Annotated in this window: 18 protein-coding genes; 6 read left to right on the forward strand and 12 right to left on the reverse strand. The window is 67.6% G+C overall.

What is annotated here, in order from left to right; all coding sequences use genetic code 11:
- Positions 1–42: 42 nt before the first annotated feature.
- The 3 genes from AB2U09_RS10355 to AB2U09_RS10365 all read right to left on the reverse strand — a co-directional run bounded on the left by AB2U09_RS10355 (position 43) and on the right by AB2U09_RS10365 (position 6356).
- Positions 43–555, reverse strand: coding sequence for a hypothetical protein (locus AB2U09_RS10355; RefSeq protein WP_459192636.1), 513 nt, complete (start codon positions 553–555; stop codon positions 43–45).
- Between the two features lie 66 nt (positions 556–621).
- On the reverse strand, positions 622–3315 hold the full coding sequence (locus AB2U09_RS10360) for a hypothetical protein (protein WP_459192637.1): 2694 nt from the start codon (positions 3313–3315) through the stop codon (positions 622–624).
- A gap of 524 nt (positions 3316–3839) precedes the next feature.
- Complete coding sequence (locus AB2U09_RS10365; RefSeq protein ID WP_459192638.1) at positions 3840–6356, reverse strand: hypothetical protein; 2517 nt, start codon at positions 6354–6356, stop codon at positions 3840–3842.
- 482 nt (positions 6357–6838) lie between these two features.
- Between AB2U09_RS10365 and AB2U09_RS10370 the strand changes: the two genes are divergently transcribed.
- The gene (locus AB2U09_RS10370) at positions 6839–7747 is read left to right on the forward strand and encodes a DMT family transporter (RefSeq protein ID WP_459192639.1); all 909 of its coding nucleotides are present in this window, start codon (positions 6839–6841) and stop codon (positions 7745–7747) included.
- Between the two features lie 60 nt (positions 7748–7807).
- Here AB2U09_RS10370 and AB2U09_RS10375 read toward each other — a convergent pair whose 3' ends face one another.
- The 3 genes from AB2U09_RS10375 to AB2U09_RS10385 are packed head-to-tail and all read right to left on the reverse strand — an operon-like array spanning position 7808 to position 10032.
- Positions 7808–8605: an RIO1 family regulatory kinase/ATPase domain-containing protein gene (locus AB2U09_RS10375; RefSeq protein ID WP_459192640.1), complete on the reverse strand. Its 798-nt coding sequence runs from the start codon at positions 8603–8605 to the stop codon at positions 7808–7810.
- 27 nt (positions 8606–8632) lie between these two features.
- Positions 8633–9130, reverse strand: a complete 498-nt coding sequence (locus AB2U09_RS10380; RefSeq protein ID WP_459192641.1) for an outer membrane protein assembly factor BamB family protein — start codon at positions 9128–9130, stop codon at positions 8633–8635.
- Positions 9091–10032, reverse strand: a complete 942-nt coding sequence (locus AB2U09_RS10385) for an outer membrane protein assembly factor BamB family protein (RefSeq protein ID WP_459192642.1) — start codon at positions 10030–10032, stop codon at positions 9091–9093. Before AB2U09_RS10385 ends, AB2U09_RS10380 begins: the two co-directional genes overlap by 40 nt.
- A gap of 119 nt (positions 10033–10151) precedes the next feature.
- On the opposite strand from AB2U09_RS10385, the gene AB2U09_RS10390 reads away from it, so the two are divergent.
- A complete protein-coding gene (locus tag AB2U09_RS10390) occupies positions 10152–11291 on the forward strand; it encodes an acyl-CoA dehydrogenase family protein (RefSeq protein ID WP_459192643.1) in 1140 nt (379 codons plus the stop codon).
- Between the two features lie 760 nt (positions 11292–12051).
- On the opposite strand, the gene AB2U09_RS10395 is transcribed toward AB2U09_RS10390, so the two are convergent.
- The 3 genes from AB2U09_RS10395 to AB2U09_RS10405 are packed head-to-tail and all read right to left on the reverse strand — an operon-like array spanning position 12052 to position 13972.
- A complete protein-coding gene (locus AB2U09_RS10395; RefSeq protein WP_459192644.1) occupies positions 12052–12570 on the reverse strand; it encodes a GNAT family N-acetyltransferase in 519 nt (172 codons plus the stop codon).
- Positions 12571–12630: 60 nt separating this feature from the next.
- The gene (locus AB2U09_RS10400; protein WP_459192645.1) at positions 12631–13338 is read right to left on the reverse strand and encodes a helix-turn-helix domain-containing protein; all 708 of its coding nucleotides are present in this window, start codon (positions 13336–13338) and stop codon (positions 12631–12633) included.
- Positions 13339–13363: 25 nt separating this feature from the next.
- Positions 13364–13972 carry a DUF7978 family protein gene (locus tag AB2U09_RS10405; protein ID WP_459192646.1) on the reverse strand — a complete coding sequence of 203 codons (609 nt, stop codon included), beginning with the start codon at positions 13970–13972 and terminating at the stop codon, positions 13364–13366.
- A gap of 182 nt (positions 13973–14154) precedes the next feature.
- On the opposite strand from AB2U09_RS10405, the gene AB2U09_RS10410 reads away from it, so the two are divergent.
- A complete protein-coding gene (locus AB2U09_RS10410) occupies positions 14155–15090 on the forward strand; it encodes a mechanosensitive ion channel family protein (RefSeq protein ID WP_459192647.1) in 936 nt (311 codons plus the stop codon).
- Between the two features lie 23 nt (positions 15091–15113).
- On the opposite strand, the gene AB2U09_RS10415 is transcribed toward AB2U09_RS10410, so the two are convergent.
- Positions 15114–16208: a YihY/virulence factor BrkB family protein gene (locus AB2U09_RS10415; RefSeq protein ID WP_459192648.1), complete on the reverse strand. Its 1095-nt coding sequence runs from the start codon at positions 16206–16208 to the stop codon at positions 15114–15116.
- A 141-nt stretch (positions 16209–16349) separates the two neighbouring features.
- Here AB2U09_RS10415 and AB2U09_RS10420 point away from each other — a divergent pair, with 141 nt between their 5' ends.
- Entirely contained in the window at positions 16350–17852 is a 1503-nt protein-coding gene (locus tag AB2U09_RS10420) for a replication factor C large subunit (protein ID WP_459192649.1), read from the forward strand.
- A gap of 15 nt (positions 17853–17867) precedes the next feature.
- Here the strand turns inward: AB2U09_RS10420 and AB2U09_RS10425 are convergent, their stop codons facing one another.
- Entirely contained in the window at positions 17868–18173 is a 306-nt protein-coding gene (locus AB2U09_RS10425; protein WP_459192650.1) for a hypothetical protein, read from the reverse strand.
- Positions 18174–18340: 167 nt separating this feature from the next.
- Here AB2U09_RS10425 and AB2U09_RS10430 point away from each other — a divergent pair, with 167 nt between their 5' ends.
- On the forward strand, positions 18341–19702 hold the full coding sequence (locus AB2U09_RS10430) for a hypothetical protein (RefSeq protein ID WP_459192651.1): 1362 nt from the start codon (positions 18341–18343) through the stop codon (positions 19700–19702).
- A gap of 135 nt (positions 19703–19837) precedes the next feature.
- On the opposite strand, the gene AB2U09_RS10435 is transcribed toward AB2U09_RS10430, so the two are convergent.
- Positions 19838–20704, reverse strand: coding sequence for a COX15/CtaA family protein (locus AB2U09_RS10435; protein WP_459192652.1), 867 nt, complete (start codon positions 20702–20704; stop codon positions 19838–19840).
- Between the two features lie 277 nt (positions 20705–20981).
- Between AB2U09_RS10435 and AB2U09_RS10440 the strand changes: the two genes are divergently transcribed.
- The gene (locus AB2U09_RS10440; RefSeq protein WP_459192653.1) at positions 20982–23246 is read left to right on the forward strand and encodes an NADP-dependent malic enzyme; all 2265 of its coding nucleotides are present in this window, start codon (positions 20982–20984) and stop codon (positions 23244–23246) included.
- Positions 23247–23399: the final 153 nt, after the last annotated feature.

Genomic DNA, 23399 nt, shown 5'->3' on the forward strand with positions numbered 1-23399 from the left:
GTCTACCCGTTCGTGGGCGAGCGTCGCAAAAGCGGTTGCGCCTCACGCCTTCGAGTCCGTCCGCAGATACCGGCGAGCGAGCAGTCCGAGCGTGAAACCGACCGACGAGTAGATCAGGATCTCCGGCGGGTGGTCCGTGAGGAAGTACGGTCGGAAGCCGACGGCGATGGACGCGTCCGACAACTCGATCGACTCCTCGAGCAGCACCTGAACGTCGCTCACGTAGAAGACCGCGTCGCCGAACCGGAGCGCGCTCCCCAGGACGAGCGCGGGGAGGTACCCGCGATTCAGGTAGGCGTGGCCGGCCGCGAGTCCCATCGAGAGCAGGTATCCGAGCGGCGTGCGCAGCGCGAAGGCGGCCGCCAGCTCGCTCGCGGCGTGAAGGCTCGACTGCTCATCGACGACGGCCCGAAGCGCCAGGTAGTCGACTGCTGCGCTAACGACCAGTAACGCGCCGGCGGCCAGAAGTGCGAGCATCGTGATCCGCCGCTCGTCGCCGAGTACGAGCGCCCGCAGATTCTCGACGGACGGGATCCGGACGTCTCGTGTCGTCACTGGTCGAAAGTCTGCCCGCGGCGAGAAAAAATTGGCGTCGGTCGTCGGGTCGGTGCTTGTGCGTCGTTAATTCTCGCGAGTGCGCGTCGTCGCCAGCACGGCGATCGAGAGCGCCATCAGCCCGAAGAACGGCGCAGGGAACGCCGGCGACTGCGAGAGCGTCTCCAGCGCAGCCTGGTCGCCGGCCGGCGCGTTGCCGTTGTTTCCGTTGTTTCCGCCACCGGCACCGGCACACGTGTACATGCCCTGGTTGTTCTGTTCGACGTTACTGTTGGTGCCGATCAGGTCACCGTTCACGCGCACCTGGTAGATCTTCGGTTCCTCGAGGCCATCGAACGCATCGTTCTCGAAGTCGACGCTAAGCTCACTGCTGGTGGCGGTCGTCGTGAACGTGGCAGTGTCCCCGTCGTTGTCGATCGCCACCACTTCGACTTCGTCACCGACTTCGAGTCCGGAGATGATGACCTGACTACAGCCACGGAAGTCGAGAGTGGGCTCCTCACCGGGCGTCTCGGTGTCCGTGTCGGTCATCGGCGTTTCCGTGTCCGTGTCGGTCATCGGAGTTTCCGTGTCCGTATCGGTCATCGGCGTTTCCGTGTCCGTGTCGGTTTCCGGAGTGTCAGTATCCGTCTCGGGAGTTTGAGTGTCCGTGTCGGTCTCCGGCGTCTCGGTGTCCGTATCGGTCATCGGAGTCTCCGTATCGGTGTCCGTGGCGGGAGTCTCCGTATCGGTGTCTGTGGCGGGAGTCTCCGTATCCGTATCGGTCTCCGGCGTTTCGGTGTCCGTGTCGGTTTCTGGCGTCTCCGTATCAGTATCCGTCTCGGGAGTCTCGGTGTCTGTATCGGTTTCCGGAGTCTCCGTATCGGTGTCTGTGGCCGGCGTCTCCGTATCGGTATCCGTGGCCGTTTCGGGCGTCTTCGTGTCGGTCACTGGCGTTTCCGTGTCGGTATCTGTGGCCGGAGTGTCAGTATCCGTGGCCGGAGTGTCGGTATCGGTTCCCGGAGTGTCCGTCTCCGGGGTTTCGGTCTCGGTTTCGACACCCGGCGTCTCGGTGTCCGTTTCCGGCGTCTTGGTCTTCGTCTCGGTCGGCGTCTCGGTTTCCGTGGCCGGCGTCTCAGTCTCGGTCGGCGTCTCGGTCTCTGGCGCCGGCTGCTCGGTTTCGGTCTCGGTCGGCGTCGCCGTGTCGGTCGGCGTCTCGGTCTCCGCACCGACCTCTTCCGGACAGTCGCTGAAGAGGACGTACGCGGCGCCCGCGTCCATCCGGTCGTTCGAGTCGTTATTCGGCGCGCCGATCGCGACGTCCTCGGACCCGTCGTCGTTGAGGTCACCGGCCTCGGAGACAGCGTAGCCGGCGCGGTCCGTGCCGTTCTCACCGAAGAAGGTCGTGTCGGCGTCGGTGAGGTTCAGGTCACCGTCTAACCCCGCCTCGCCGGAGACGAGGTAGGCGGCGCCGGCGTTCTCCGCGGTGCTGTCGTTGTACGGCGCGCCGACGAGCACGTCGTCGACCCTGTCGCAGGTCACGTCGCCCGACCCGGCGGCCGAGACCGACCAGCCCGCGCGGTCGAGCGCGGCAGCGCCGGCCATCCGAACGTCGGCGTCGGCGAGCGACTGTTCGCCGGCGAGCGAGTCCCCGCCGTAGACGACGTAGGCCGCGCCGGCGTCGGTCTCGTTGTGGGAGTCGTTGAACGGCGCGCCGACGAGCAGGTCGGCGGTGGTGTCGTTGTTCACGTCGCCCGCGTTCGAGACCGACCAGCCCGCGCGGTCACCGGCGGACTCGCCGATCAGGGTGAGCGATGCGTCCGCCAGGGAGTTCGTGTCCCAGTCCGAACTGTCGACGACGTACGCGGCACCGGTTCGGTTCTGTGCCTCGTCCGTCGCGGACTCCGCCGCGGTGGCGTTGTAGCCCGGCGCGCCGACGATGATGTCTTCCGTACCGTCGTCGTCGACGTCGCCGGCGGTCGAGACCGACCAGCCGGCGTGGCTGCCGTCGCGTTCGCCGAGGTAGGCCGCGTCGGCCTCCGAGAGGTTCAGGACCGACCCGGGCGCTTCGCCGAGGGTGAGCCCGCTAACCATGTACGCGGCGCCGGCGTTCGGGCCCGTAGTGTTGGCGTACGGCGCCCCGACGGCAACCCCGTCTGCACCCGACCGGTTGACTTCGGAGACGGAGTAACCCGCCTGGCCGTAGGCTTCGGTGCCAGCGAGGACGGCGTCGGCGTCCTCGGCGGAGAGGTTCATCTCTGCGGGCAGCGACTCGCCGCCGTAGACGACGAACGCTGCGCCGCCGTTGGGCGCCGCGGTGTCGTTGCCCGGGGCGCCGACGACCACGTCGTCGATGCCGTCGCCGTTGACGTCACCTGCCGTCGAGACGGACCAGCCGGCGAGCTCGTTGTTCGTGACGCCGCGGAGCGTCACGTCCGCGTCGGAGAGATTCACTTCACCGGGATCGGCGGGGCCGTAGACGATGTAGGCCGCACCGGTGTTCGGCCCGGCGCTGCTGTTGCGTGGTGCGCCGATGATCAAGTCGTCGACGCCGTCGCCGTTCACGTCGCCCGCCGAGGCGACGGATTGCCCGGCGGTGTCGTTGACGCCTTCACCGGCGTATTTCACGTCCGCTTCCGTCAGGTTGATCTCGTCCGCGTACCCGCTCGATGCGGACTGCTGTGCGCTCGATACATCTGTCGGCGCGTGCGATCCAGTATCGAGATCGATGGCGCCGGCGACCGCGGTACTTGTCAGAAACAGTGCAACAACGCCTATCACGGCGAGTCTTCCACGTGTCGACCCGCCCCCATCGTCTGGAGACATGGCAACGAGGACACGGAAGGAACAGACATTGTTATTGAGTTACCTATCTGAGTAGCGTCGACCAAGGGTTCGATAAGGAGAAGTTCGTCCTCGCCGGTCAGCGCTGGGATCTCGACAGCACAACGTTACTGCGACCGAAGTCGACGCCGCGGGCAGCGGTCGAACGGCCCCCTCACAGGGCGGTCGAACCGCCGCCTGAGAGGGCCCGTGACCGGTGGTACCTTGCCTGCACTTACCATCGAGGGGTCGTGGCCGCGACACTGCCGTCCAGCGCTTCTCGGAACGGTATCGTCGCGCCCGATCCGGCGGACCGTGACGGTGAAACGAGCAATTACGATCGGCAGTCGTGCGTCGCTGCTGGCCGTGATTCGGGTACGAATGTGTTATTGACTACCAAGGACTGGGATACTGATTCGCGGGCGGCCGGGGAAAACGCACCGCCCGCCGGTTCGGGAGAGGTCGCTGCGTCCGAGAATTGCTTACTCTTCGCGCGTGCGAGCAGTGGCCAGCACGGCGATCGAGAGGGCCATCAGCCCGACGAAGGGAGCCGGGAACAGCGGCGAGGTAGAGAGGGTCTCCAGCGCGGTCTGGTCGCCGGCCGGCGCGTTGCCCGCGCCACCGCCGTCCCCGTTGTCGTCGCCACCGTCGGGGGTTTCGGTCTCGGCGCCTTCACCCGCGTCCGCGTCGTCGGGGTACGCCTTGATCGAACCGCGCTCGAGTTCGCCCTGCGAGAAGCGCAGTTCGGTCTGGCCGCCGGCGCACGGGTTGCTCGCGGAGCGGTCGCCGCTCACGTCGCTCCCCGAAGCGGCCTCCACGACGCCCGGACTCCCCGTCTGCTCGTAGAGGCCCGAGTCGGTCCCGTGGACGACCGATTCCGGTCCGAGGCCGGGGCCGCCCCTGCGGTAGTTGACGGTCACCGGGTCGCCGTCCTCGTCGTCGGTGACGGAGTTGATGATGATCACTCGGCGGTCGGTCTGGTCCGAGTCGAAACAGAACGAGACGAAGTTGATCGACTCCTCGGGTTCGGCGCCGGGCGGCGCCGCCGTCTCGGTCGTCTCAGTGGGCGCCTCGGTGTCGGTCGGCGTCTCCGTACCCGTTAGACCGTCCGTATCGGTCGCTGTGTCGGTATCCGTAGCCGTGTCAGTCCCGGTCGCCGTGTCCGTCTCGGTTTCGGGGGCGACGGTCGTGTCGGTCTCCGTCGCGGTCACCGTCTCCGTGGCGGTTTCCGTTTCAGTGGCCGTCTCGGTGTCAGTGACGGTGTCCGTTTCGGTGACCGTCTCGGTCTCGGTTTCCGCGTCGGTCGCCGTCTCGGTTTCCGTCACGGTGTCGGTTGCGTTCTCGGTCGTCTCGGGGGCTTCGGGCTCCGCGCCCACCGTCTCGGGACAGTCGGCCTGGACCGCGTACGCGGCGCCCGCGTCGGTGCGGTTCAGCGAATCGTTGTACGGCGCACCGATCGCGACGTCGGCGGTCCCGTCGTCGTAGAGGTCGCCGGCGTCGGCGACGGCGTAGCCGGCCCAGTCGTCCTCGCCGGCGCCGTGGAAGGTCGCGTCGGCGTCGGTGAGGTTCACGTCGCCGTCGAACGAGTCACCGCCGTCGACCAGGTAGGCGGCGCCGGCGTTCTCGCCGGCCGTGTCGTCGAACGGTGCGCCGACGAGCACGTCGCTCGCCGCGTCGCAGCCCGTACCGTTAGCGCCGTACGAGGCGACCGACCAGCCCGTGCGGTCGAGCGCGCCCGTACCGGCCAGGCGGACGTCGGCGTCGGCGAGCGTTACGTCGGCGGCGCTCTCGTCGCCGAAGGCCGCGTCACCGTAGACGACGTAGGCCGCGCCCGCGTTCGTCCGGTTGTTCGAGTCGTTGTACGGGGCGCCGACGATCAGGTCGGCGGTGCTGTCGTTGTTCACGTCGCCCTCGCCGGCGACCGACCAGCCCGCGCGGTCGCCCTCGGAGGCGCCGCGGAAGGCGGCGGTCGCCTCGTCGAGCGAGACGTCGCCGTCCGCGGAGCCGTTCACCACGTATGCCATCCCGGTCCGGTTCAGTCGCTCGGTCCCCGCGTCGCCTCCGGCGTCGACGGTAGCGTTGTAACCGGGCGCGCCGATCGCCACGTCTGCGACGCCGTCGTCGTCGATGTCGCCCGCGTTCGCGACCGACCAGCCGGCGTGGCTGCCGTTGCGTTCGCCGAAGTAGGCCGCGTCGGCGTCCGAGAGGTTCACGACTGCGTCGCCGGACTCGTTGAGCGTATCGCCGTCGACGACGTAGGCCGCGCCGGCGTCCGTCCCGGTGGTGTTGGCGTACGGCGCCCCGACGGCAACTCCGTCAGCACCCGACCGATTCACTTCGGAGACGGAGTAACCCGCCTGGCCGTAGGCTTCGGTGCCAGCGAGGACGGCGTCGGCCTGTGAGAGGTTCATCTCCGCGGGCAGCGACTCGTTCCCGTAAATCACGAACGCGGCGCCGCCGTTGGGCGCCGCAGTGTCGTTGCCCGGCGCGCCGACGACCACGTCGTCAATGCCGTCGCCGTTCAGATCGCCCGCGGAGGAGACGGACCAGCCGGCCAGCTCGTTGTTCGTGGCGCCGTGGAGAACCACGTCGGCGTCGGTGAGGTTCACCTCGCCCGGTTCGGCGGGGCCGTAGATGATGTAGGCGGCGCCGGTGTTCGGCCCGGCGCTGCCGTTGCGTGGTGCGCCGACGATCAGGTCGTCGACGCCGTCGCCGTTCACGTCGCCCGCGTTCGCGACGGCTTGCCCGGCGGTGTCGTTGACGCCTTCGCCGTTGAACGTCGAGTCCGCGTCGGTAAGGTTGGTCGACTCCGCGAAGCCGCCGCCCGGTTGTTCCTGGGCGGCCGGTGCGGCGTCGTCGACTGCTGCTGACGGCCCTCCGGTCGATCCGAGATCGACCGCGCCGGCGACCACTGTACTTAACGCGACTAGCGTGACGATACCGACTACGACCAGTCGGCCGCTCGTCGGTCCTGCTATCGATCCTGAGTCGTCGAGCATGCTACCGAACGCACGGATACCCACACTCGTTGTTATTCAGAGACCACTGTCGGTAACGTCGGGTAGAGCGCCGGACAACGCGGTGTTACCGATCGGGCGAGTGAACTCTCCCGACCGTTTCACCCCGTCGAGCTGACGGCCCGACTCACCCGCGATCAGCCCGGCCAGGAAACCGAGCGGACCGGCACGAACGTCCATCTGTGCCGTCGTTACGCCACGATCCAGTTCAGGGTCAGCGATCCGCAGACTCCGCGGTCGCCGGTGAAACAGTCGGAACGAGCACCCACCGCGGCGGGTACGACCGCGTTATCCAACTCTCCAGCCGGGTGAGAATGCATGACACTGTAACCTGCGCGTCAGGTAACGGGATCTATGTCACACGCGAGGAATTTCCGGGGGATGGACCCGGCGCTATTCGGTTCACCTGGACCGACGCGTGCCCATCGGAAGACGAAAGGCGCCGTTCGTCCAACGAGAGGTCAATGGCCGGCGAGACGCTGTCGCGTCGCCTCGAATCCCGCGTGTCGCCGATGGCGGCGCTGGTCGTCGCCATCCTCGCGGTCGCGACGAGTGCGATCCTCGTCCGCTGGAGCGAGGCCCCGCCGACCGTCGCCGCCTTCTACCGCGTCCTCTTCACCGCCGGAGTGCTCGCGCCGCTGGCGTTCTCCCGCCACGGTGAGGACCTGCAGTCGCTCGACCGCCGGGACGCTCTCGCCGCGGCCGTCACGGGAATCGCGCTCGCGATCCACTTCGCCGCGTGGTTCCAGTCGGTGCGGTGGACGAGCGTCGCGGCCTCGGTGACGCTCGTCCAGTCCCAGACGCTGTTCGTCGCCGTCGGTGCGTCGCTGTACCTCGGCGAACGCCTCACGCTCGCAAAGCTAACCGGCATCGTGATCGCGCTCGCGGGCGCGGTGGCCATGTCGCTAGGGGAACTCCTCGGCGGCGCGGCCGTCGGTCCGCACCCGCTCGCGGGGAACGGCCTCGCACTGGTCGGTGCGGTGATGATGGCCGCCTACGTGCTTGCAGGGCGGTCGCTACGCGCCCGGGTCGCGCTGGTCCCCTACGTCACGGTCGTCTACTCGGCCTGTGCCGCGGTCCTCGGAGCCATCGTGCTCGCGCAGGGCGACGCTCTCCTCGGCTACGAGCCGGTCGAGTGGGCACTGTTCCTCGCGATGGCGGTCGGCCCGGGCGTCTTCGGGCATACCGTCATCAACTGGGCGCTCGAACACGTCGAGTCGTCGGTGGTGAGCGTCTCGCTGCTCGGCGAGCCGGTCGGGAGCACGCTGCTGGCGCTGGTCTTGCTCGCCGAGGTGCCGGGATCGTGGACTCTCGCGGGAGGCATCGTCGTCCTCGCCGGGATCTACCTGACCGCGCGAGCCCGGAACTCCTGACCCGTCCGTCGCTTCAACAGCCGGGCTCCGGTAGTTCAGCGACTGGGACACGCGGCCGGTTCAAGCGGCGTGTTTCTCGATCTCGCCTTTGACGGCAGCGCCGTCGAAATCGTGTTCCGGCCGGATGTTGACGAAGTCGAGGAAGTCACGGGCGTCGAGCAGCGCTTCGGGTTCGTGGACCTCGAGGGCGGCGGCGACGGCGTCCCGCGCGCCGACGAGCGGTTCGAGGGCGCCGAGCGCGCAGGCGATGTCGTAGTCCCGGGCGTCCTCGATGGCGTCGCCGCGGACCTTCGTCGCGTCGATAAAGTAGAGTTCGCCGCCGGAGACGAGGACGTTCTCGCGCTGGAGGTCACCGTGCGCGAGGTTGCTGTCGTGCATCCGGTCGAGCGCCTCGAAGAGGCCGACCGCGTGATCGCGGACTTCGTCGGGCGGCAACTCGTCGAGCGCCCGGAAATCGGGCAGGTATTCGAGGACCATCACGGCCACGTCGTCGTACTCGAAGGCCTCCTTGGGCTCGGGCGCGTTGACGCCGATCTCGCGCATTCGCTCGTTGGCCTCCAGTTCGTGCTCGGCCATCTCGATGGGCGCGTCGAAGCGCTGGAAAAAGCCCTCCGTTCCCGAGGAAAAGGCGCCGAGATTGCGGCCGGCAGTCAAAAGCGCGTGGACCAGCGAGTTCTGCTCGGTGACGACCTTCACGAACAACTGGTCGTTGACGACGCAGGGCGTCGACAGCCAGTTGTCCGCCTCGAGGAAGACGACTCTGGCCGTCTCCAGATCGTAGCGAGTCATCACCTCCCGGATCGCCCCTTCGAGCGTCGGCCAGGGAACCGTCCCCCGAAGGAATCGCCTGAACGCCATCCGTCCGCCGAGTCACACCCCACGGGTTTAGTGGTTCTGTCCGCCGCCTCCGCTCGCGGTCCACTGGCGGAGTTCTCCCTCACTGTCTCCCAGGCCGTACAGCGCTTCGGACCCGAGCGCGACGTGCTCGACATCGGCTTCGGCGGTCCAGACGATCGACCCGTCGTCGGGACGCAGCGCGAACAGCGTGCCGTCGGTGACCGCCCCGTAGAGTGCGTCGTCGCCGACGACCATCGACCCCACACCCCGCCGCGCGTCGCTCGTCCGGTCACCGACGGTCCGCTCCCAGACACGCTCGCCCGTCGACGGGTCGGTCGCTACCACAAGCCCGCCCACCTGACCGACGTAGAGGCGGTCGTCGTCGGCGGCCAGTCCCCTGCCCCGGCCGCGCTCGTGCCAGACGAGTTCCCCCGTCCGGTCGAAGGCGTAGACGACCCCGCTGGTCCGGCGTGCGACGACCCGCTCGTCAGTGGCGACCACCGTCTTCACCGCCCAACCCCCCTCGTCGGTGCCGTTCGGTGGCATCGCGGTCGCCTTCCACGCCCGGTCGCCGGATCGAAGGCGACCAGTTGCTTCCCCGAGGCGCCGACGTAGAGGTGTCGGTCGCCCAGCGCAGGTCGGGCGCCGACGTGTTCGCCGAACTCGTGTTCCCAGCGGCGCTCGCCGTCGGCGTCGAGGACTCGGACCGACCACCCCGTCGCGAGGACCACCCCCTCGGCGGTGGGGTGGACGACATCGACACCTTCCGGGAGCCGGCGCGTCCAGTGGGCTGTCCCCTCGGCGGCGTCGACGGCGTGGAGCCGGTCGTCGGCGCCGACGTACACCCTGTCGCCGCGGACGGCACAGGCGGACGCCTGCGCCACTGACTCATCGTCGTCGGTCAACTCGTACTCCCAGAGCCGCTCGCCGGTCGCCGGGTCGACGGCGTGCAGGAACTGCTGCTCGGGCGGGGACACGTGCGGCCCGTGCAACAACCGGCCAGTGGCGTACACCCGCCCGTCGGCCACGACCGGGTTCGCGTACTCGGGGGAGTAGTGGTCGGCGTCCGTCTCGGGCGGCTCGGCCCGCCACGTCTCGACCGGCGCAGTCTCGAAAGTAACCCCCTCGGGGTTGTGAGCGCCGTTGGCCACACCCTCTCGGGGAAGCGGCCAGCCCGTGTCGGACCGAACCGACCCGGCACCGTCCGTTTCGGGCGTCGCCTCGTCGGGAGTGTCCGTCTCCGTCGCCGTCTCCGCGTCGGTGGCGGTCGCGGTCGGCGACTCCGTCGGTCGCGCCGTCGGCGTGGACGAGGGACTGGCGGTCGGTGCTGGCTCGGCGTCGGTGGGGGTGTCCGTGTCGCGGGACTCCCCGCCCGGACACCCCGCGAGTGCGGTGGCGGCCGCGACGCCGACCGTTCGCAGGAGGGCGCGTCGCTCTCGGGAAGGCACGTCTCGGCCGTCCGGGCGGGGTGGTATGTGTCTTGTGGGCCTCCGGCGGTTGGGCGTAGCTGACGACGCCGCGAGCGCCGCCACCATGCTATATGTCCACGCAAGGCGTACGTCGGCGTATGGACTTCACCCTCCCCGACGAACACCGGATGATCCGGGAGACGGTGCGGGACTTTTGCGACGAGGAGATCGCTCCCATCGCTCAGGAGATCGAGGACGAGCACCGCTTCCCGGAGGAGGTGTTCGACAGGCTCGCCGACCTCGACGTGATGGGCGTCCCGATTGCCGAGGAGTACGGGGGACTCGGTGGCGACCAGCTGATGTACGCGCTCGTCACGGAGGAGCTGGGGCGGGTGTCCGGCTCGATCGGCCTCTCCTACGCGGCGCACGTCTCGCTGGCGAGCAAGCCCATCGAGCTGTTCGGCACGGACGAGCAGAAGGAGGAGTGGCTCCGACCGCTCGCGACAGGGCAGTACCTCGGATCGTGGGCGCTCACCGAACCCGGGTCGGGGTCGGACGCCTCGGACATGGACACCACCGCCGAGCGGGACGGCGACGAGTGGGTCCTCGACGGGACGAAGCAGTTCATCACCAACGCGAACGTCGCGGGGTCGGTGCTCGTCAAGGCGGTCACGGAACCCGGCGCGGGCTACGACGGCATCTCGACGTTCGTCGTGGACCCGGAGGACGACGGGTTCGAGGTCTCGGCCGTCTGGGACAAGATGGGGCTGAACGCCTCGCCGACCTGCGAGATCACGCTGTCGGACGTGCGGGTGCCCGAGGACCGGGTCCTCGGCGACCCCGGCGAGGGCTGGGACCAGACGAAAAAGACTCTCGACGGGGGGCGCATCTCGATCGCCGCGCTTTCTGTCGGCCTCGCGCAGGGCGCCTTCGAGGCGGCGCTGGAGTACGCGAAGGAGCGCGAGCAGTTCGGCCAGCCCATCGGGGAGTTCGACGCGGTGCGGGACATGCTCGTCGCGATGGACCGGAAGATCGAGCGCGCGCGCCTGCTGACGCACAAGGCCGCCGTGGCGTACGACGAGGGCGAGGACGTGGCCCGCCTCTCCTCGATGGCGAAGCTCGACGCCTCCGAGATCTGCCGGGAAGTGGCCGAAGACGCCGTGCAGGTGCTGGGCGGCTACGGCTACACGACGGACTTCGCGCCCCAGCGCTTTTTCCGCGACGCGAAGCTCATGGAGATCGGCGAGGGAACCAGCGAGATCCAGCGGCTGGTCCTCGGGCGGGAACTCGGGCTGTAGGTCCGCTGCTCAGTATGTGCGCATACTGAACAACTGATCCTCCCTCCACAGCGGACTGTTACCCAAAGACACTCAACTATTGACAGTACAGACACAGGACGTGACACACAGACGAACGTTTATGGAATACGTATCAGTGGCTGCCATAGCCGGTCTTGCGGGGTGTACTAGCGAGTCTGATGGTGGTGCTAACAGAGGTCAGGGGACGGACACTGAAGAGATACCGCCAGAACGTGCTGATACGGCTCGCAGTACCGAATCAACACCCATCACGGGATCTGCTCGGAGTACTGGCTCTACCCGTGGAACGAACACTTGTGAAGAACAAACTATTGCACCGGATATAGGGGTCTGGAACGAACGGACGGCGAGAGCGACAGCATCTGTCGAAATTCGGGCTGATCCTCCAGTCTCTGACCCTCCGTATTTTTCATCCACGTATACAGTTGATGCAGACGATAGACAGACAGAGGAACGCATCTACGCTGATGCTAACCCCGATAGACACGAATACGAACTGATAGCCACCGATGAGAACCAGACGAAAAGCATCAGCGTCACTGATGTGGTGAAACAACCCACACTGCGAACGACCATCATCAAATTGGTCGAAGACGGTATTCGACTGATACCCGCACATTCCGACCCCGGAGAAGACTACAACCCAAATTGTTACTGACGTAGTCTGTACTGAGCAAATTGAAGAAACGAAGAAGGGGAACGTGAACTGTAGTATGACGCCCTCGCCGTTGTTAGTCTGTCACCACTCGGAAGCGAGGACGCCGTAGCGCTCCATGTCGACGCGGCGGCCGCGGGCGAACGCCTGCCCCCGAAGCGTTCCCTCGTGCTCGAATCCAACCTTCTCCAGCACCCGCATCGAGGCATCGTTGAACGCGAACACGCGCGCCCAGATCTTGTCGAATCGACGCTCGTCGAAGCCGTACTCGACCATCCGGCGGGCGGCCTCGGTCGCGTAGCCGTTGCCCCAGTGGTCGGGGTGGAAGAAGTAGGCGAGTTCCGCCGTCCCCCACTCGCCGCTGACGTCGCGGAAACTGATCGTGCCGACGCGCTCGCCGTCGACCCGGAGGAGGAACTGGACGCCGTCCTCGCCGAGCGACTCGAACCACTCGCGCTCGTCGGCCATGTTGATCGGTCGGGTCGAGGCGAGGCCCTCGCGGACCTCCGGGTGGTTGATGATCGTCTGGAGGAACTCCAGATCGGCTTCCTCGACCGGGTGAAACGTCACTCGCTCCGCTTCCATGAAGACCGGTCCGCTCATGCCCGCGGGGACTCGGCCGAGGCCCTTCAGCGTTCGTCCGGCGTGCGAAGTAGTGGCACGCTACGGCAGTTCCTGAACGCGGGCGAGCATGTCGTCGAGGTCGGTCGGGCAGGCGGCCAGCGAGTAGCCGTCGATGCGCGCCAGATCGGCTGCGTGCTCCCAGACGCTCTCGTCATCGAGCCCCTGGAGGACGACGGCGTTGGGCGTCGGGTTCAGGACTCTGAGGGCGACCATCGCGCCCTCGCCGCTGGTGACGTTCGTGAACACCAGGGCCCGGTTGGTCGACTGGCCGTAGAGGCGGTAGAACTCCTCGGAGGAGAGCCGGGAGATCGCCTGGATGCTGTCGATGACGGTGTGGCCGGCGACCGTGTCCTGCGCACCGGAGACGATCTCGGTGGCGCCGATGGCGTCGTAGAAGTCCTCGACCGGGACGGCGGTGGGGTACTCCCGGAGGTCCTGCACGATGTCCGCGTCGAACCCCGCCGAGAGCACCCGGGCGTGCTGACGGATGTGGCTGCCGCCGCGGCGGGCGTCGATCTCGAGCAGTGCCTCGACGGTGCGTTTGACGACGCCGATACCCGGGCTCTCGCGCCGGCCGCTCTCGTAGTCGGAGACGACCGACGGCGAGACGCCCAGCTCGTCGGCCAGTTCCGTCTGCGCGACCTCGAAGTCCGTGCGCCACTTCCTGAGCGTGCCGCCGGGGTCGTCGCTCAGGGCGATCTCGCCGGCGATCCGCTCGGCCAACTCTCGTCGCTGTCCCTGGCCCATTTGCCCGTTGGTGGACGAGCGGTGACTAAAGCGTGTCGGACCGTCCCACGGAGGCGGCCTTGTCGGTTCCGCCCGCCGAGAGGTGTCCGCCGATCAGCCCGCCGACGGCACCGAACAGGAGCGGGTAGACCACGCCGGCCAGCAGGACGGCCGTGACGAGGTTGGGGGCCGCCGTCGCGTCGCCGACCGAGATGGCGAACAGGATGGCACCGGCGACCGACAGCGGCAGGTACCCCAGCACGACGACCGCGCCGTTGCGCGCTGCGGTCGTCGGTTCGCTGGCGGTGTTCCAGGCGGCCACGATCCCGGCGGCGACCAGCAGGAGCGGCGGCACGACGAGGAAGGCGGTCAGCGCCGTTTCCTCGGCGCCGGCGACGAAGTTCTGGGCGGTCTGCCCGCCGAACAGGCCCGGGATCTTGACGGTCACGTTGTGCGCGTTGTAGAACAGCCACCCGACGAGTTTCCAGGTGACGTTCTCGTCGGTCAGCGCGCTCAGCACGTTCGATCCCAGCGAGTTCTCGATGTTGCTGGCGTGTGTGAGATACAGCGCGAGGTACCCGAGCACCCACGCGGCGATTCCCCCTGCCAGCCCACCGGCAACGACACGTTTCGTATCCGTTGACCTGTCTACCATGTGCCGACCGACCCGGGCCTGCGGGAAGTGCTTTCTGCCCTGTCCACGGAGCTCCCCTCGTATTCGGAGGTGCGTCGAGACGCCGACCGCGTCAGCCACGGACGGCGACCGGAAGCCGGCTCGGGCGTCGCAGAGCCGGTACCCTCCGCATACCTTAGTCCGGCGCGGTCGGGCGTCTCGGCATGGTCGTGCGCGTCGCGCTTCCCCCGGCACAGACCGAGACCGGGACCGGGACCTCGACGCCGACACCGGGGGTCGGTCCGGAGGAGCTGTTCGACTTCGCGCCGACGGTCGTCCGCGGGGCGTGGTTCTTCCTCGGGGCGATCGTCGTCCTCCTCGTCGGCTGGTACCTCCTCGAACCGGCGGTCTCCCGCGTGGTCCGGCGCCGCAACCACAACAACCCGACCATCCAGGACGCGATCACGCGGTACGTCCGCGTGGTCGTCGTCCTGCTCGCGCTCGTCGTCGGCGCGGGCATGGCCGGCTACGCGAACGTCCTCACCAGCTCCGCCATCGTCGTCGCCGCGGCGACGCTCGCGGTCGGCGTCGCCGCCCAGGCGGTCGTCGGGTCGCTGGTCAGCGGCCTGGTCCTCGTGTTCGACCCGGAGTTCAGCGTCGGCAACTACATCGAGTGGGACGACGGCAGCGGGACGGTCGAGGCGATCACGCTCCGGGTGACCCGCGTCGAGAGCCCCGACGGCGCGCTCGTTACCGTCCCCAACACCGTCCTCACGGGCCAGCCGATCACGCGACCCTTCGGCCGGGGGCGCTACCGGATCGTCGAACAGGTGGGCATCGACTACGCCGACGACCCCGACGAGGCGATCGACATCCTCGTCGGGGCAGCCCGGGGGATCGACGCGGTACGGGAAGATCCCGAACCGGTCGCGTTCGTCGACGAACTCGGGGACGACGCGGTCCTCGTCCGCACCCACTTCTGGCTCGGGGAGACGCGACAGCCGGAGGTGGCCGACGTCCGGTCGACGTTCGCACAGCGGGTCCGGGGGCGCTTCGAAGACGCCGGCATCACGATCAACCCGGCGCCGGAGCAGGAGCTACAGGGACGGATCGGCGTCGACGAACGCGGGTCGCTGCGCGACGCCGACGAGTCCGGCTGATCCCGTCCGGCAGATCCCGTCGATCAGTCGTCCGCGGACTGCGCCGCCCGGGTCGAATCGCGCCCCTCGCGATTCAGTCGCTCGTCGCTGACGCGCCAGCTCAGTTCCACCGTCCAGCGTTTGCCGTCTGCCTCGTCCTGGACGGACTCGACGAGGTGAACCGGTCCGTCGGGTCTCGGCGGGCGGTCGTCGTTCGCGCCGGACTCCGAGGTGTCGTAGCGAGCGGTCAGCCGCTCGTCCAGTCCGCGGAGATAGGCGCCGAGTTGTTCGCGGTCGAGCGTCCCCTCCCGGTTGGTCCGCTGGCTGGCCGCGCCACGTCCGACGCCGCCGGGTCGGCCCGAGGAGTGTTCGCCCTCCACTGCGTTGATCACTGCACCCAGCAGGAGCACGAGCGCCGAGAAGTAGAGGTACGTGACGACGACGATGACGCCGCCGAAGAAGCTGCTCGACCCGGGATCGGAAAACGAGAGGTACACCTGGAAGAGCGCCTGGAAGGCGGCCCACCCGACCGCGGCGAAGACCGCGCCGGGCAGGACGTCGCGGATCCCCGTGTCGACGTCCGGGAAGACGTAGTACATCGGGAGAAAGGCGAGGACGAGCCCGCCGAGGAGGACGAACGGCGACACGTAGCTGAGCAGTGGGACCGCGTCGGCGAACAGTCCGACCGCGGCGCTGACGCCGACGGTCGCCAGCACCGCGACGACGAGCGCACCGAACACGATGACGCCGTCGCGGAACTTGTCGACGAGGGAGTTCTCGCTGGTCGTCTCGTAGATCTCCGAGAAGGCGGTGTCGAGGCCGCGGAAGATCTTCAGCGCCCCCCATATCAGCACGACGAAGCCGATCACGGACGCCCCGGCGCCCGACGCCTCGTCGCCGAACAGCCCGGTGACGACCTCGGCGATCGGGCCGGGAAGATACTGCTGGGCCGCGTCGACGACGCGCGCTTCGAGGCCCCCGCCGACCACGTTCAGCGCGACGAACAGCACGAGGAGCAACGGCGCCAGCGAGACGAAGGCGTTGTACGCCAGCCCCGCGGCCATGAACGTCACGTTCTTGTCCGAGAAGTCCCCGTAGACGCGCTTCACGAATCCGCGTGCCCCCGAGAGCGAGACCATACCGTTCGTTGGGGCCTCGATCGGAAAACCGGCGTGCCGGCGGGCGCGTGGCCGCGGTATCGGCGGTCCGGAGCTCCGCTCGGCGGGCCGTCCCGGGCCGCTCCGAAACCACTAACCCCCTCACACGCTTTCGACCAGCCAATGGACTGGACGGAGAAGTACCGGCCGTCGTCGCTCTCGGAGATCCGCGGGAACGACAAGGCCCGCGACGCCCTGAAAGAGTGGGCCGACACCTGGGATGACCACCGGGAGGCGGTCGTGCTCCACGGATCGCCGGGGATCGGGAAGACCTCCGCGGCCCACGCCCTCGCCAGCGACATGGGGTGGCCGACCATCGAACTCAACGCCTCGGACTCGCGCACGAAGGACGTCATCGAGCGCGTCGCCGGCGAGGCCGCGAAGTCGGGCACGCTCACCGCCGGCGGGAGCGGCCGGCGCGTCGTCATCCTCGACGAGGCCGACAACCTCCACGGCAACGTCGACCGCGGCGGCTCGGCGGCGATCACCTCGCTGGTCAAGGAAGCCAGCCAGCCGATGATCCTCATCGCCAACGAGTTCTACGACATGTCCAACGGACTCCGCAACGCCTGCCAGGAGATCGAGTTCCGGGACGTGTCCAAGCGCTCGATCGTCCCCGTCCTCCGGGACCTGTGCCGGAAGGAGGATATCGAGTACGACGACGCCGCGCTCGACCAGATCGCGGAGATGAACAGCGGCGACCTCCGGGGCGCGATCAAGGACCTGCAAGCGATGGGTGAGGGTCGCGACCGGATCGGGGCCGACGACGTAGTGACCGGCGAGCGCGACCGGACGCAGGGCGTCTTCGACTACCTCGACACCGTCATCAAGGAGGCCGGCGCCGAGGAGGCGCTGAAAGCATCCTACGACGTCGACGAGACGCCGGACGACCTCATCAACTGGATCGAGGACAACATGCCCAAGGACTACGAGGGCGAGGAGCTGGCGGTCGCGTACGACTTCCTCTCGAACGCCGATCGGTGGCTCGGTCGCGTCCGCGCGACACAGAACTACTCGTTCTGGCGCTACGCGGGCGACAACATGACCGCCGGCGTCGCCGCCGCCCGCCGCGAACCCAAGGGCGGGTGGACCCGCTACGGACCGCCGAGTTACTGGTCGAAACTCGGCCGCTCGCGGGGGACCCGTAACACTCGCGACTACATCGCCCAGCAGATCGCCGAGGCCGGCGGCGTCAGCATGTCGACCGCCCGCCGGGAGATCCTCCCGCACCTCTCGGTGATGACCCACCACTGCAAGAACCGCGAGTTGACCGTCGCGATGACCGCGAAGTACGAACTCGACGCCAAGCACGTCTCCTTTATCACCGGCAGCGGCGAGGACACCAACAAGGTCCAGTCGATCGTCGAAGACGCCGAAGCACTCCGCGAGGAGCGGGCCGTCGAAAACGCCGGCGGGGCGTTCGACAACGCTCACGCGGGCGAGGGCGAAACTCCCGAGAACGAGAGCGACGGGGAATCCGACGACGAGGCCGAAGCGGCCCAAGCGTCGCTCGGCGGAGGCGAAGGTGCGACCGATTCGAGCGACGCAGACGGGGACGACGGCACGGACGGCTCGGCCGAACCCGAAGACGACGACGGGCAGTCCGGCCTGACGGACTTCATGTAGTTTCCGCCCCCTGACTTACCGTCCCGCGGTCGGCGCTTCTGTCCCGTCTCGCTCGCGCCACCAGCGATACGTGAGGACCAGCCCGGCGATCAGGCAGACGAGTGCGAGGCCGTCGAGCGCGGCGTTCAGCGGTGTGCCCGTCTCGACGATTCCCTCCTGGGTGACCTGCAAGAGCCCGTAGGCGAGCCACGTGAGACACAGGCCGAGGTACATCGTCAGCTGGGTCCGGTCGATCGACCCGCGCTGGTACCGGACTGTGACGAGGCCGAGGAGGAGGGCGTAGGCGACGACGAGGGCGATGTTGACGATATCGGGGACCATTGCGTCGTGTTGGGCTGGTATCAGTATGTGTCTTGGGATGCGGTCGACGGGGTCGCGCGCCGGAGTCCGGGAAACCGTCTCTGGACTCCCGAGATGTGGGCCAGTCCCGAGACGGATCGGACGGGCGGACACAAGGGATTTATCGAGGTGGTTCGACGCCGCGGGTAGTGCCCTCCAAGAGAAAACTCACCGACACGATCGCCGTCTGTATTGTGCTGACGCTTGCGGTCGGTCCCGTGGCAGCAACCGGCAGTCTGACCCCGCAACCGTCGTCGGCAAACGAGTCAGCAGTTACGGCATCTGAGACGAACGTGACGGTGACGGACCTGCGCGTCTGGAGCAGCGACCCGTCACCGTACCCGGAACTGAGCGACGAGTGGCCACTTCACGAGGGGTTCTCCTCGCGTGCTGACGTCGAGCAAGCCATGGCCGACGGGAGACTCCACCGGGACCGACGGGTTCCGGTGAACGGCACGCTCGTCCTAGAGTTACAGATGCCGGGCATGGCCGACCGTCTCGCGAACGCCAGTGGAACCAACGAGACGACGCGCTTTTTCGACGTGGTCTACGGCGCGGACGACGCCTTCAGGCTGGAGTCCACAACTCGAGATTCACTACATAGTCCCACAACGGTGTTCCGCTTCAATGGGACCGGTTCGACGACTGTCTACAGCGACCGGGACGCCGACACCTACTACGTCGTCGTGGACCCGGCGACCCTAATTCCCGGCTACGTCGGCGTCGAAGGAGAGAGGGAGATCGTCTGGGATACGGACGGCTATGACTTGCCACAGTCGGGGATACTTCGCGGCTACGCGCTGAACGTGACCATCGACGGACGGTCCTCCCATTTCCTCGGCAACGCGAGCATCTTCGACCTCGCAGCAGAAGATGAGGGCTGGTACCAGGTCAAACCTGTCGTCGAATTGATCTGGGACGACGAGGAGGCGGTCTTCGAGTTGCCCAGAGGATGGAACCGGACGGTCCGGGCACAGTCTGACCAGCCACTCGTCGCACACACCTCCCTCGACGCGGGTACGCCCGTGACATTCAGGGTCGTGAACCGTTCCGACGGCGGCCCTCCGCTGTCGAACACGGCCGTGGTGACCGACGAGTTCGGTTCCAAATCCACGGAGGATGCCTACATCTACCACCTGTCTAACGAAACCGTGTATACGTCGGTGACGGCGACGCTCGACGCGAGCGGGGTCGAACCCGACACCGCTGCGACGCTGGAGGTCACTGCCGGCGACCGCGTCCTCCTGCGCGAGCGGTTCACCGTCCGGCCGGCGCTCTCCACGCCGACACCGACGGAGGCGGCCACGCCGACTGCAACGTCGTCACCGACGCCCGGGGAAACGGCTGAGACTACGCCGACTTCGGCGACCACACCGATATCGACGCCCGCGACGACGACCGCTGCGCCCTCATCGCCAACCGAGACTACCGCCGGGACGGGCTCCGGGTTCGGTCTCCTCGTCGCGCTCGTCGCGTTCGTCGTGACCTGCTGGCGACGCCGTGACGACTGAGCTACCGGCGCTCGCGGCTCGCTCGGCCAGTGCGAGAACAACCCGAAACGGGGTCGATCGACGCCACATCGACCACCCGGCGCACAACTCGCAGCGATCGCAGGCTGGTACACTCGCGAACAGAACAGCGAGGCGTCAGTCCGCGCGCTGGGTGCCGAAGCCGCCGGTCTCGACGACTGTTCGGTTGGCGACGACGGCGAGCCCGGCGATAGCCACGGCGAGGAGGATCGTCGCCGTCTCGCCGTAGAAGTCGGGGAGGCCCCACTTCCGGCGGCTCAACACCATGGTGACGTAGAGAATGGCGGTGGAAAGTACGGTGGCCGCGCGGAACCGCAGGAGGTTCGCCGGGTCGACGACGGTCTCGCTCCAGGTCAGCAGGGCGACGAGGACCGCCAGCAGTGCGAACGCGGCGGCGTAGTAGGCGACCAGGTTCGTCGGCGGGTGTTCGAACACCGAGACGAACTCGAAGACGGCGACGAGCGCGACGAGGCCACCGCCGAGGCTGACGACCGACCGGACGATCTGGGAGCCGGGAGCACCGAACATCCGGGCGACCGCGTAGACGAGCAAGGCGAAGATGACAGTCGCGGTGGTGAAGTGAGCGATCATGACCGCGGGCCTGAAACCGCCGGGAAACATGCCGTTGGCGGTGGTGGTCATGCCGCCGAGGACGATCTGGAGGGGGAGGATCGCGATGGCGGCGGTGACGGCGTAGCGGACGCGGCGGTCGTCCTGCCAGCGCCAAACGCCGTAGAGCCACCCGAGCAGGAGGAAGCCGACGACCATCGCGACGAGGCGGTGGAACCACTCGAAGAAGCTCGCCCAGTTGGCCGGGAACAGGCCCATCCAGCCGTTGCACAGCGGCCAGCGCGTTCCGCAGGAGAGTCCGCCACCGGTCGATCCGGTGTGCAGTCCCAACAGGATGAGGACGAAGGTGAGCGCCGTCGTGACGCCCGCGAGGGTCCGGAAGCGGCGGGTCATGAGCGCGGGTTCGTTCGCCACGGACTTTACTCCCCCCATTTCGCTCTCGAACGGGGCTCGCGGGAGTCAGCGTGGACACCGGCGCTCCCGAATGTGTTCACCGAGATCGCGGCAAGACGGACCGGTGAACGCTCAGTTGAGGTGTTCCCGTTCACGGAACGGCCTGCTAAATCGTCGATCGGCGAAGACCGCGCTCGCCGGCGATATCGACCGCATCCGAGGTTCGACGAACGACGATGAACCAGTCGTCATTTGGAACAACGGGAAGGTTTTTGCCGGCCCCGTCCGGGGATATCGTATGGGACTCGACGAGGACGCACTGGAGTATCATCGGACGGAGCCGCCCGGGAAGCTGGAGATCGCGACGACCAAGCCGACGAACACCCAGCGCGATCTGCAGCTTGCCTATTCGCCGGGCGTCGCGGCTCCGTGCCTGGAGATCGACGAGAATCCGGGCGACGCCTACGAGTACACGGCCAAGGGCAACATGGTCGGCGTCGTCTCGAACGGCTCTGCGGTGCTCGGTCTCGGCGACATCGGAGCACAGGCGTCCAAGCCCGTCATGGAGGGCAAGGGCGTCCTGTTCAAGCGCTTCGCCGACATCGACGTCTTCGACATCGAGCTCGACGAGCACGACACGCAGGCCTTTATCGACGCCGTCGCCGCGATGGAGCCGACCTTCGGCGGGATCAACCTGGAGGACATCAGCGCGCCGGAGTGTTTCGTCATGGAAGAGGAACTCCGCGAGCGGATGGACATCCCCGTCTTCCACGACGACCAGCACGGGACGGCCATCATCTCCGGCGCCGCACTCATCAACGCCGCCGAGATCTCCGGGAAGGCTCTCGAAGACATGCGGATCGTCTTCTCGGGCGCCGGCGCGAGCGCCATCGCGACCGCCCGCTTTTACGTCTCGCTGGGCGCGAAGAAGGAGAACATCCTGCTGTGTGACTCCTCGGGGATCATCACCGAAGAGCGCGCCGAGAACGGCGACGTCAACGAGTACAAGCGGGAGTTCGCCCGCGACGTGCCCGAGGGAGACCTGTCCGACGCGATGGAGGACGCCGACGTGTTCGTCGGCCTCTCTATCGGCGGCATCGTCGACCAGGAGATGGTCCGGTCGATGAACGAGAACCCGATCATCTTCGCGATGGCCAACCCGGACCCCGAGATCACCTACGAGGACGCCAAGTCCGCCCGCGACGACACGGTCATCATGGGCACCGGCCGCTCGGACTACCCGAACCAGGTCAACAACGTCCTCGGGTTCCCCTTCATCTTCCGCGGCGCGCTGGACGTGCGCGCGACGGACATCAACGAGGAGATGAAGACCGCCGCCGCCGAGGCGCTCGCGGAACTCGCTCGGAAGGACGTCCCCGACGAGGTCGTCAAGGCCTACGGCGACCAGCCGCTGCAGTTCGGGCCCGAGTACATCATCCCCAAGCCCGTCGACCCGCGCGTCCTCTTCGAGGTCGCGCCCGCCGTCGCCGAAGCGGCCATGGAGTCCGGGGCGGCCAGAGCCGAACTCGACGTCGACGAGTACGTCGAAACGCTCGAAGCGCGGCTCGGCAAGTCCCGTGAGATGATGCGCGTCGTGCTCAACAAGGCACAGAGCGACCCCAAGCGGCTCGCGCTCGCCGAGGGCGCCAACGAGAAGATGATCCGCGCGGCCTTCCAGCTCCAGGAGCAGGAGATCGCGGACCCGGTGCTCATCGGCGACCGCGAGGAGATCGAGGCGACGACCGCCGACCTCGGACTGGAGTTCGAGCCCGAGGTCATCGACCCCGAGAACGGCGACTACGAGGAGTACGCCGAGCGGCTCCACGAACTCCGCCAGCGCAAGGGAATCACCCGCAGCGAGGCCTCGGAACTCATCGAGAACGACACCAACTACCTCGCGAGCGTGATGGTCGAGCAGGGCGACGCGGACGCGATGCTGACGGGGCTGACCCACCACTACCCCTCGGCGCTGCGGCCGCCGCTGGAAGTCATCGGTACCGCGCCCGACGCCGACTACGCGGCCGGCGTCTACATGCTGACCTTCAAGAACAAGGTCGTCTTCTGCGCGGACACGACGGTCAACCTGGACCCCGACGAGAAAGTCCTCTCGGAGGTCACGAAACACACCGCCAGCCTCGCGCGTGACTTCAACGTCGAACCGCGCGCCGCGCTGCTGTCCTATTCGAACTTCGGCAGCGTCGAAAACGAGGGCACGGCGAAGCTGCGCGACGCCGTCAGCGACCTCCACGACGACCCCGAGGTCGACTTCCCGGTCGACGGGGAGATGCAGGCCGACACCGCCGTCGTCGAGGACATCCTCAACGGCACCTACGACTTCGCCGACCTCGAAGACCCGGCGAACGTCCTCGTGTTCCCGAACCTCGAAGCCGGCAACATCGGCTACAAGCTGCTCCAGCGACTCGGCGGCGCCGACGCCATCGGCCCGATGCTGGTCGGCATGGACAAGCCCGTCCACGTCCTCCAGCGCGGCGACGAGGTCAAGGACATCGTCAACCTCGGCGCGGCGGCCGTCGTGGACGCCCAGCAGCAGGAAGACGAGTAACTGTCCGCGTGCCGTAGGCACGCGGTTCGCGGCTGCGAGCGGAGCGAGCGGCTTTTTGCCCCATCTTTTTCGCGGAGAGGTTCCCGCAGCGAACGGAGTGAGCGAGGAAACCCGACAAGAAAAAGGTGGTCGCTGCAACCTCGGCGCGGCGGC

It is taken from the genome of Halosimplex yunnanense, assembly GCF_054504345.1.

Coding starts and splice junctions, on each gene's coding strand:
- AB2U09_RS10400 (WP_459192645.1), bottom strand. CDS start 13,338: ATGGGCCAGGGACAGCGACGAGAGTTGGCCGAGCGGATCGCCGGCGAG.
- AB2U09_RS10390 (WP_459192643.1), top strand. CDS start 10,152: ATGGACTTCACCCTCCCCGACGAACACCGGATGATCCGGGAGACGGTG.
- AB2U09_RS10375 (WP_459192640.1), bottom strand. CDS start 8,605: ATGGCGTTCAGGCGATTCCTTCGGGGGACGGTTCCCTGGCCGACGCTC.
- AB2U09_RS10370 (WP_459192639.1), top strand. CDS start 6,839: ATGGCCGGCGAGACGCTGTCGCGTCGCCTCGAATCCCGCGTGTCGCCG.
- AB2U09_RS10415 (WP_459192648.1), bottom strand. CDS start 16,208: ATGGTCTCGCTCTCGGGGGCACGCGGATTCGTGAAGCGCGTCTACGGG.
- AB2U09_RS10395 (WP_459192644.1), bottom strand. CDS start 12,570: ATGAGCGGACCGGTCTTCATGGAAGCGGAGCGAGTGACGTTTCACCCG.
- AB2U09_RS10380 (WP_459192641.1), bottom strand. CDS start 9,130: ATGCCACCGAACGGCACCGACGAGGGGGGTTGGGCGGTGAAGACGGTG.
- AB2U09_RS10365 (WP_459192638.1), bottom strand. CDS start 6,356: ATGCTCGACGACTCAGGATCGATAGCAGGACCGACGAGCGGCCGACTG.
- AB2U09_RS10440 (WP_459192653.1), top strand. CDS start 20,982: ATGGGACTCGACGAGGACGCACTGGAGTATCATCGGACGGAGCCGCCC.
- AB2U09_RS10425 (WP_459192650.1), bottom strand. CDS start 18,173: ATGGTCCCCGATATCGTCAACATCGCCCTCGTCGTCGCCTACGCCCTC.
- AB2U09_RS10420 (WP_459192649.1), top strand. CDS start 16,350: ATGGACTGGACGGAGAAGTACCGGCCGTCGTCGCTCTCGGAGATCCGC.
- AB2U09_RS10410 (WP_459192647.1), top strand. CDS start 14,155: ATGGTCGTGCGCGTCGCGCTTCCCCCGGCACAGACCGAGACCGGGACC.
- AB2U09_RS10405 (WP_459192646.1), bottom strand. CDS start 13,972: ATGGTAGACAGGTCAACGGATACGAAACGTGTCGTTGCCGGTGGGCTG.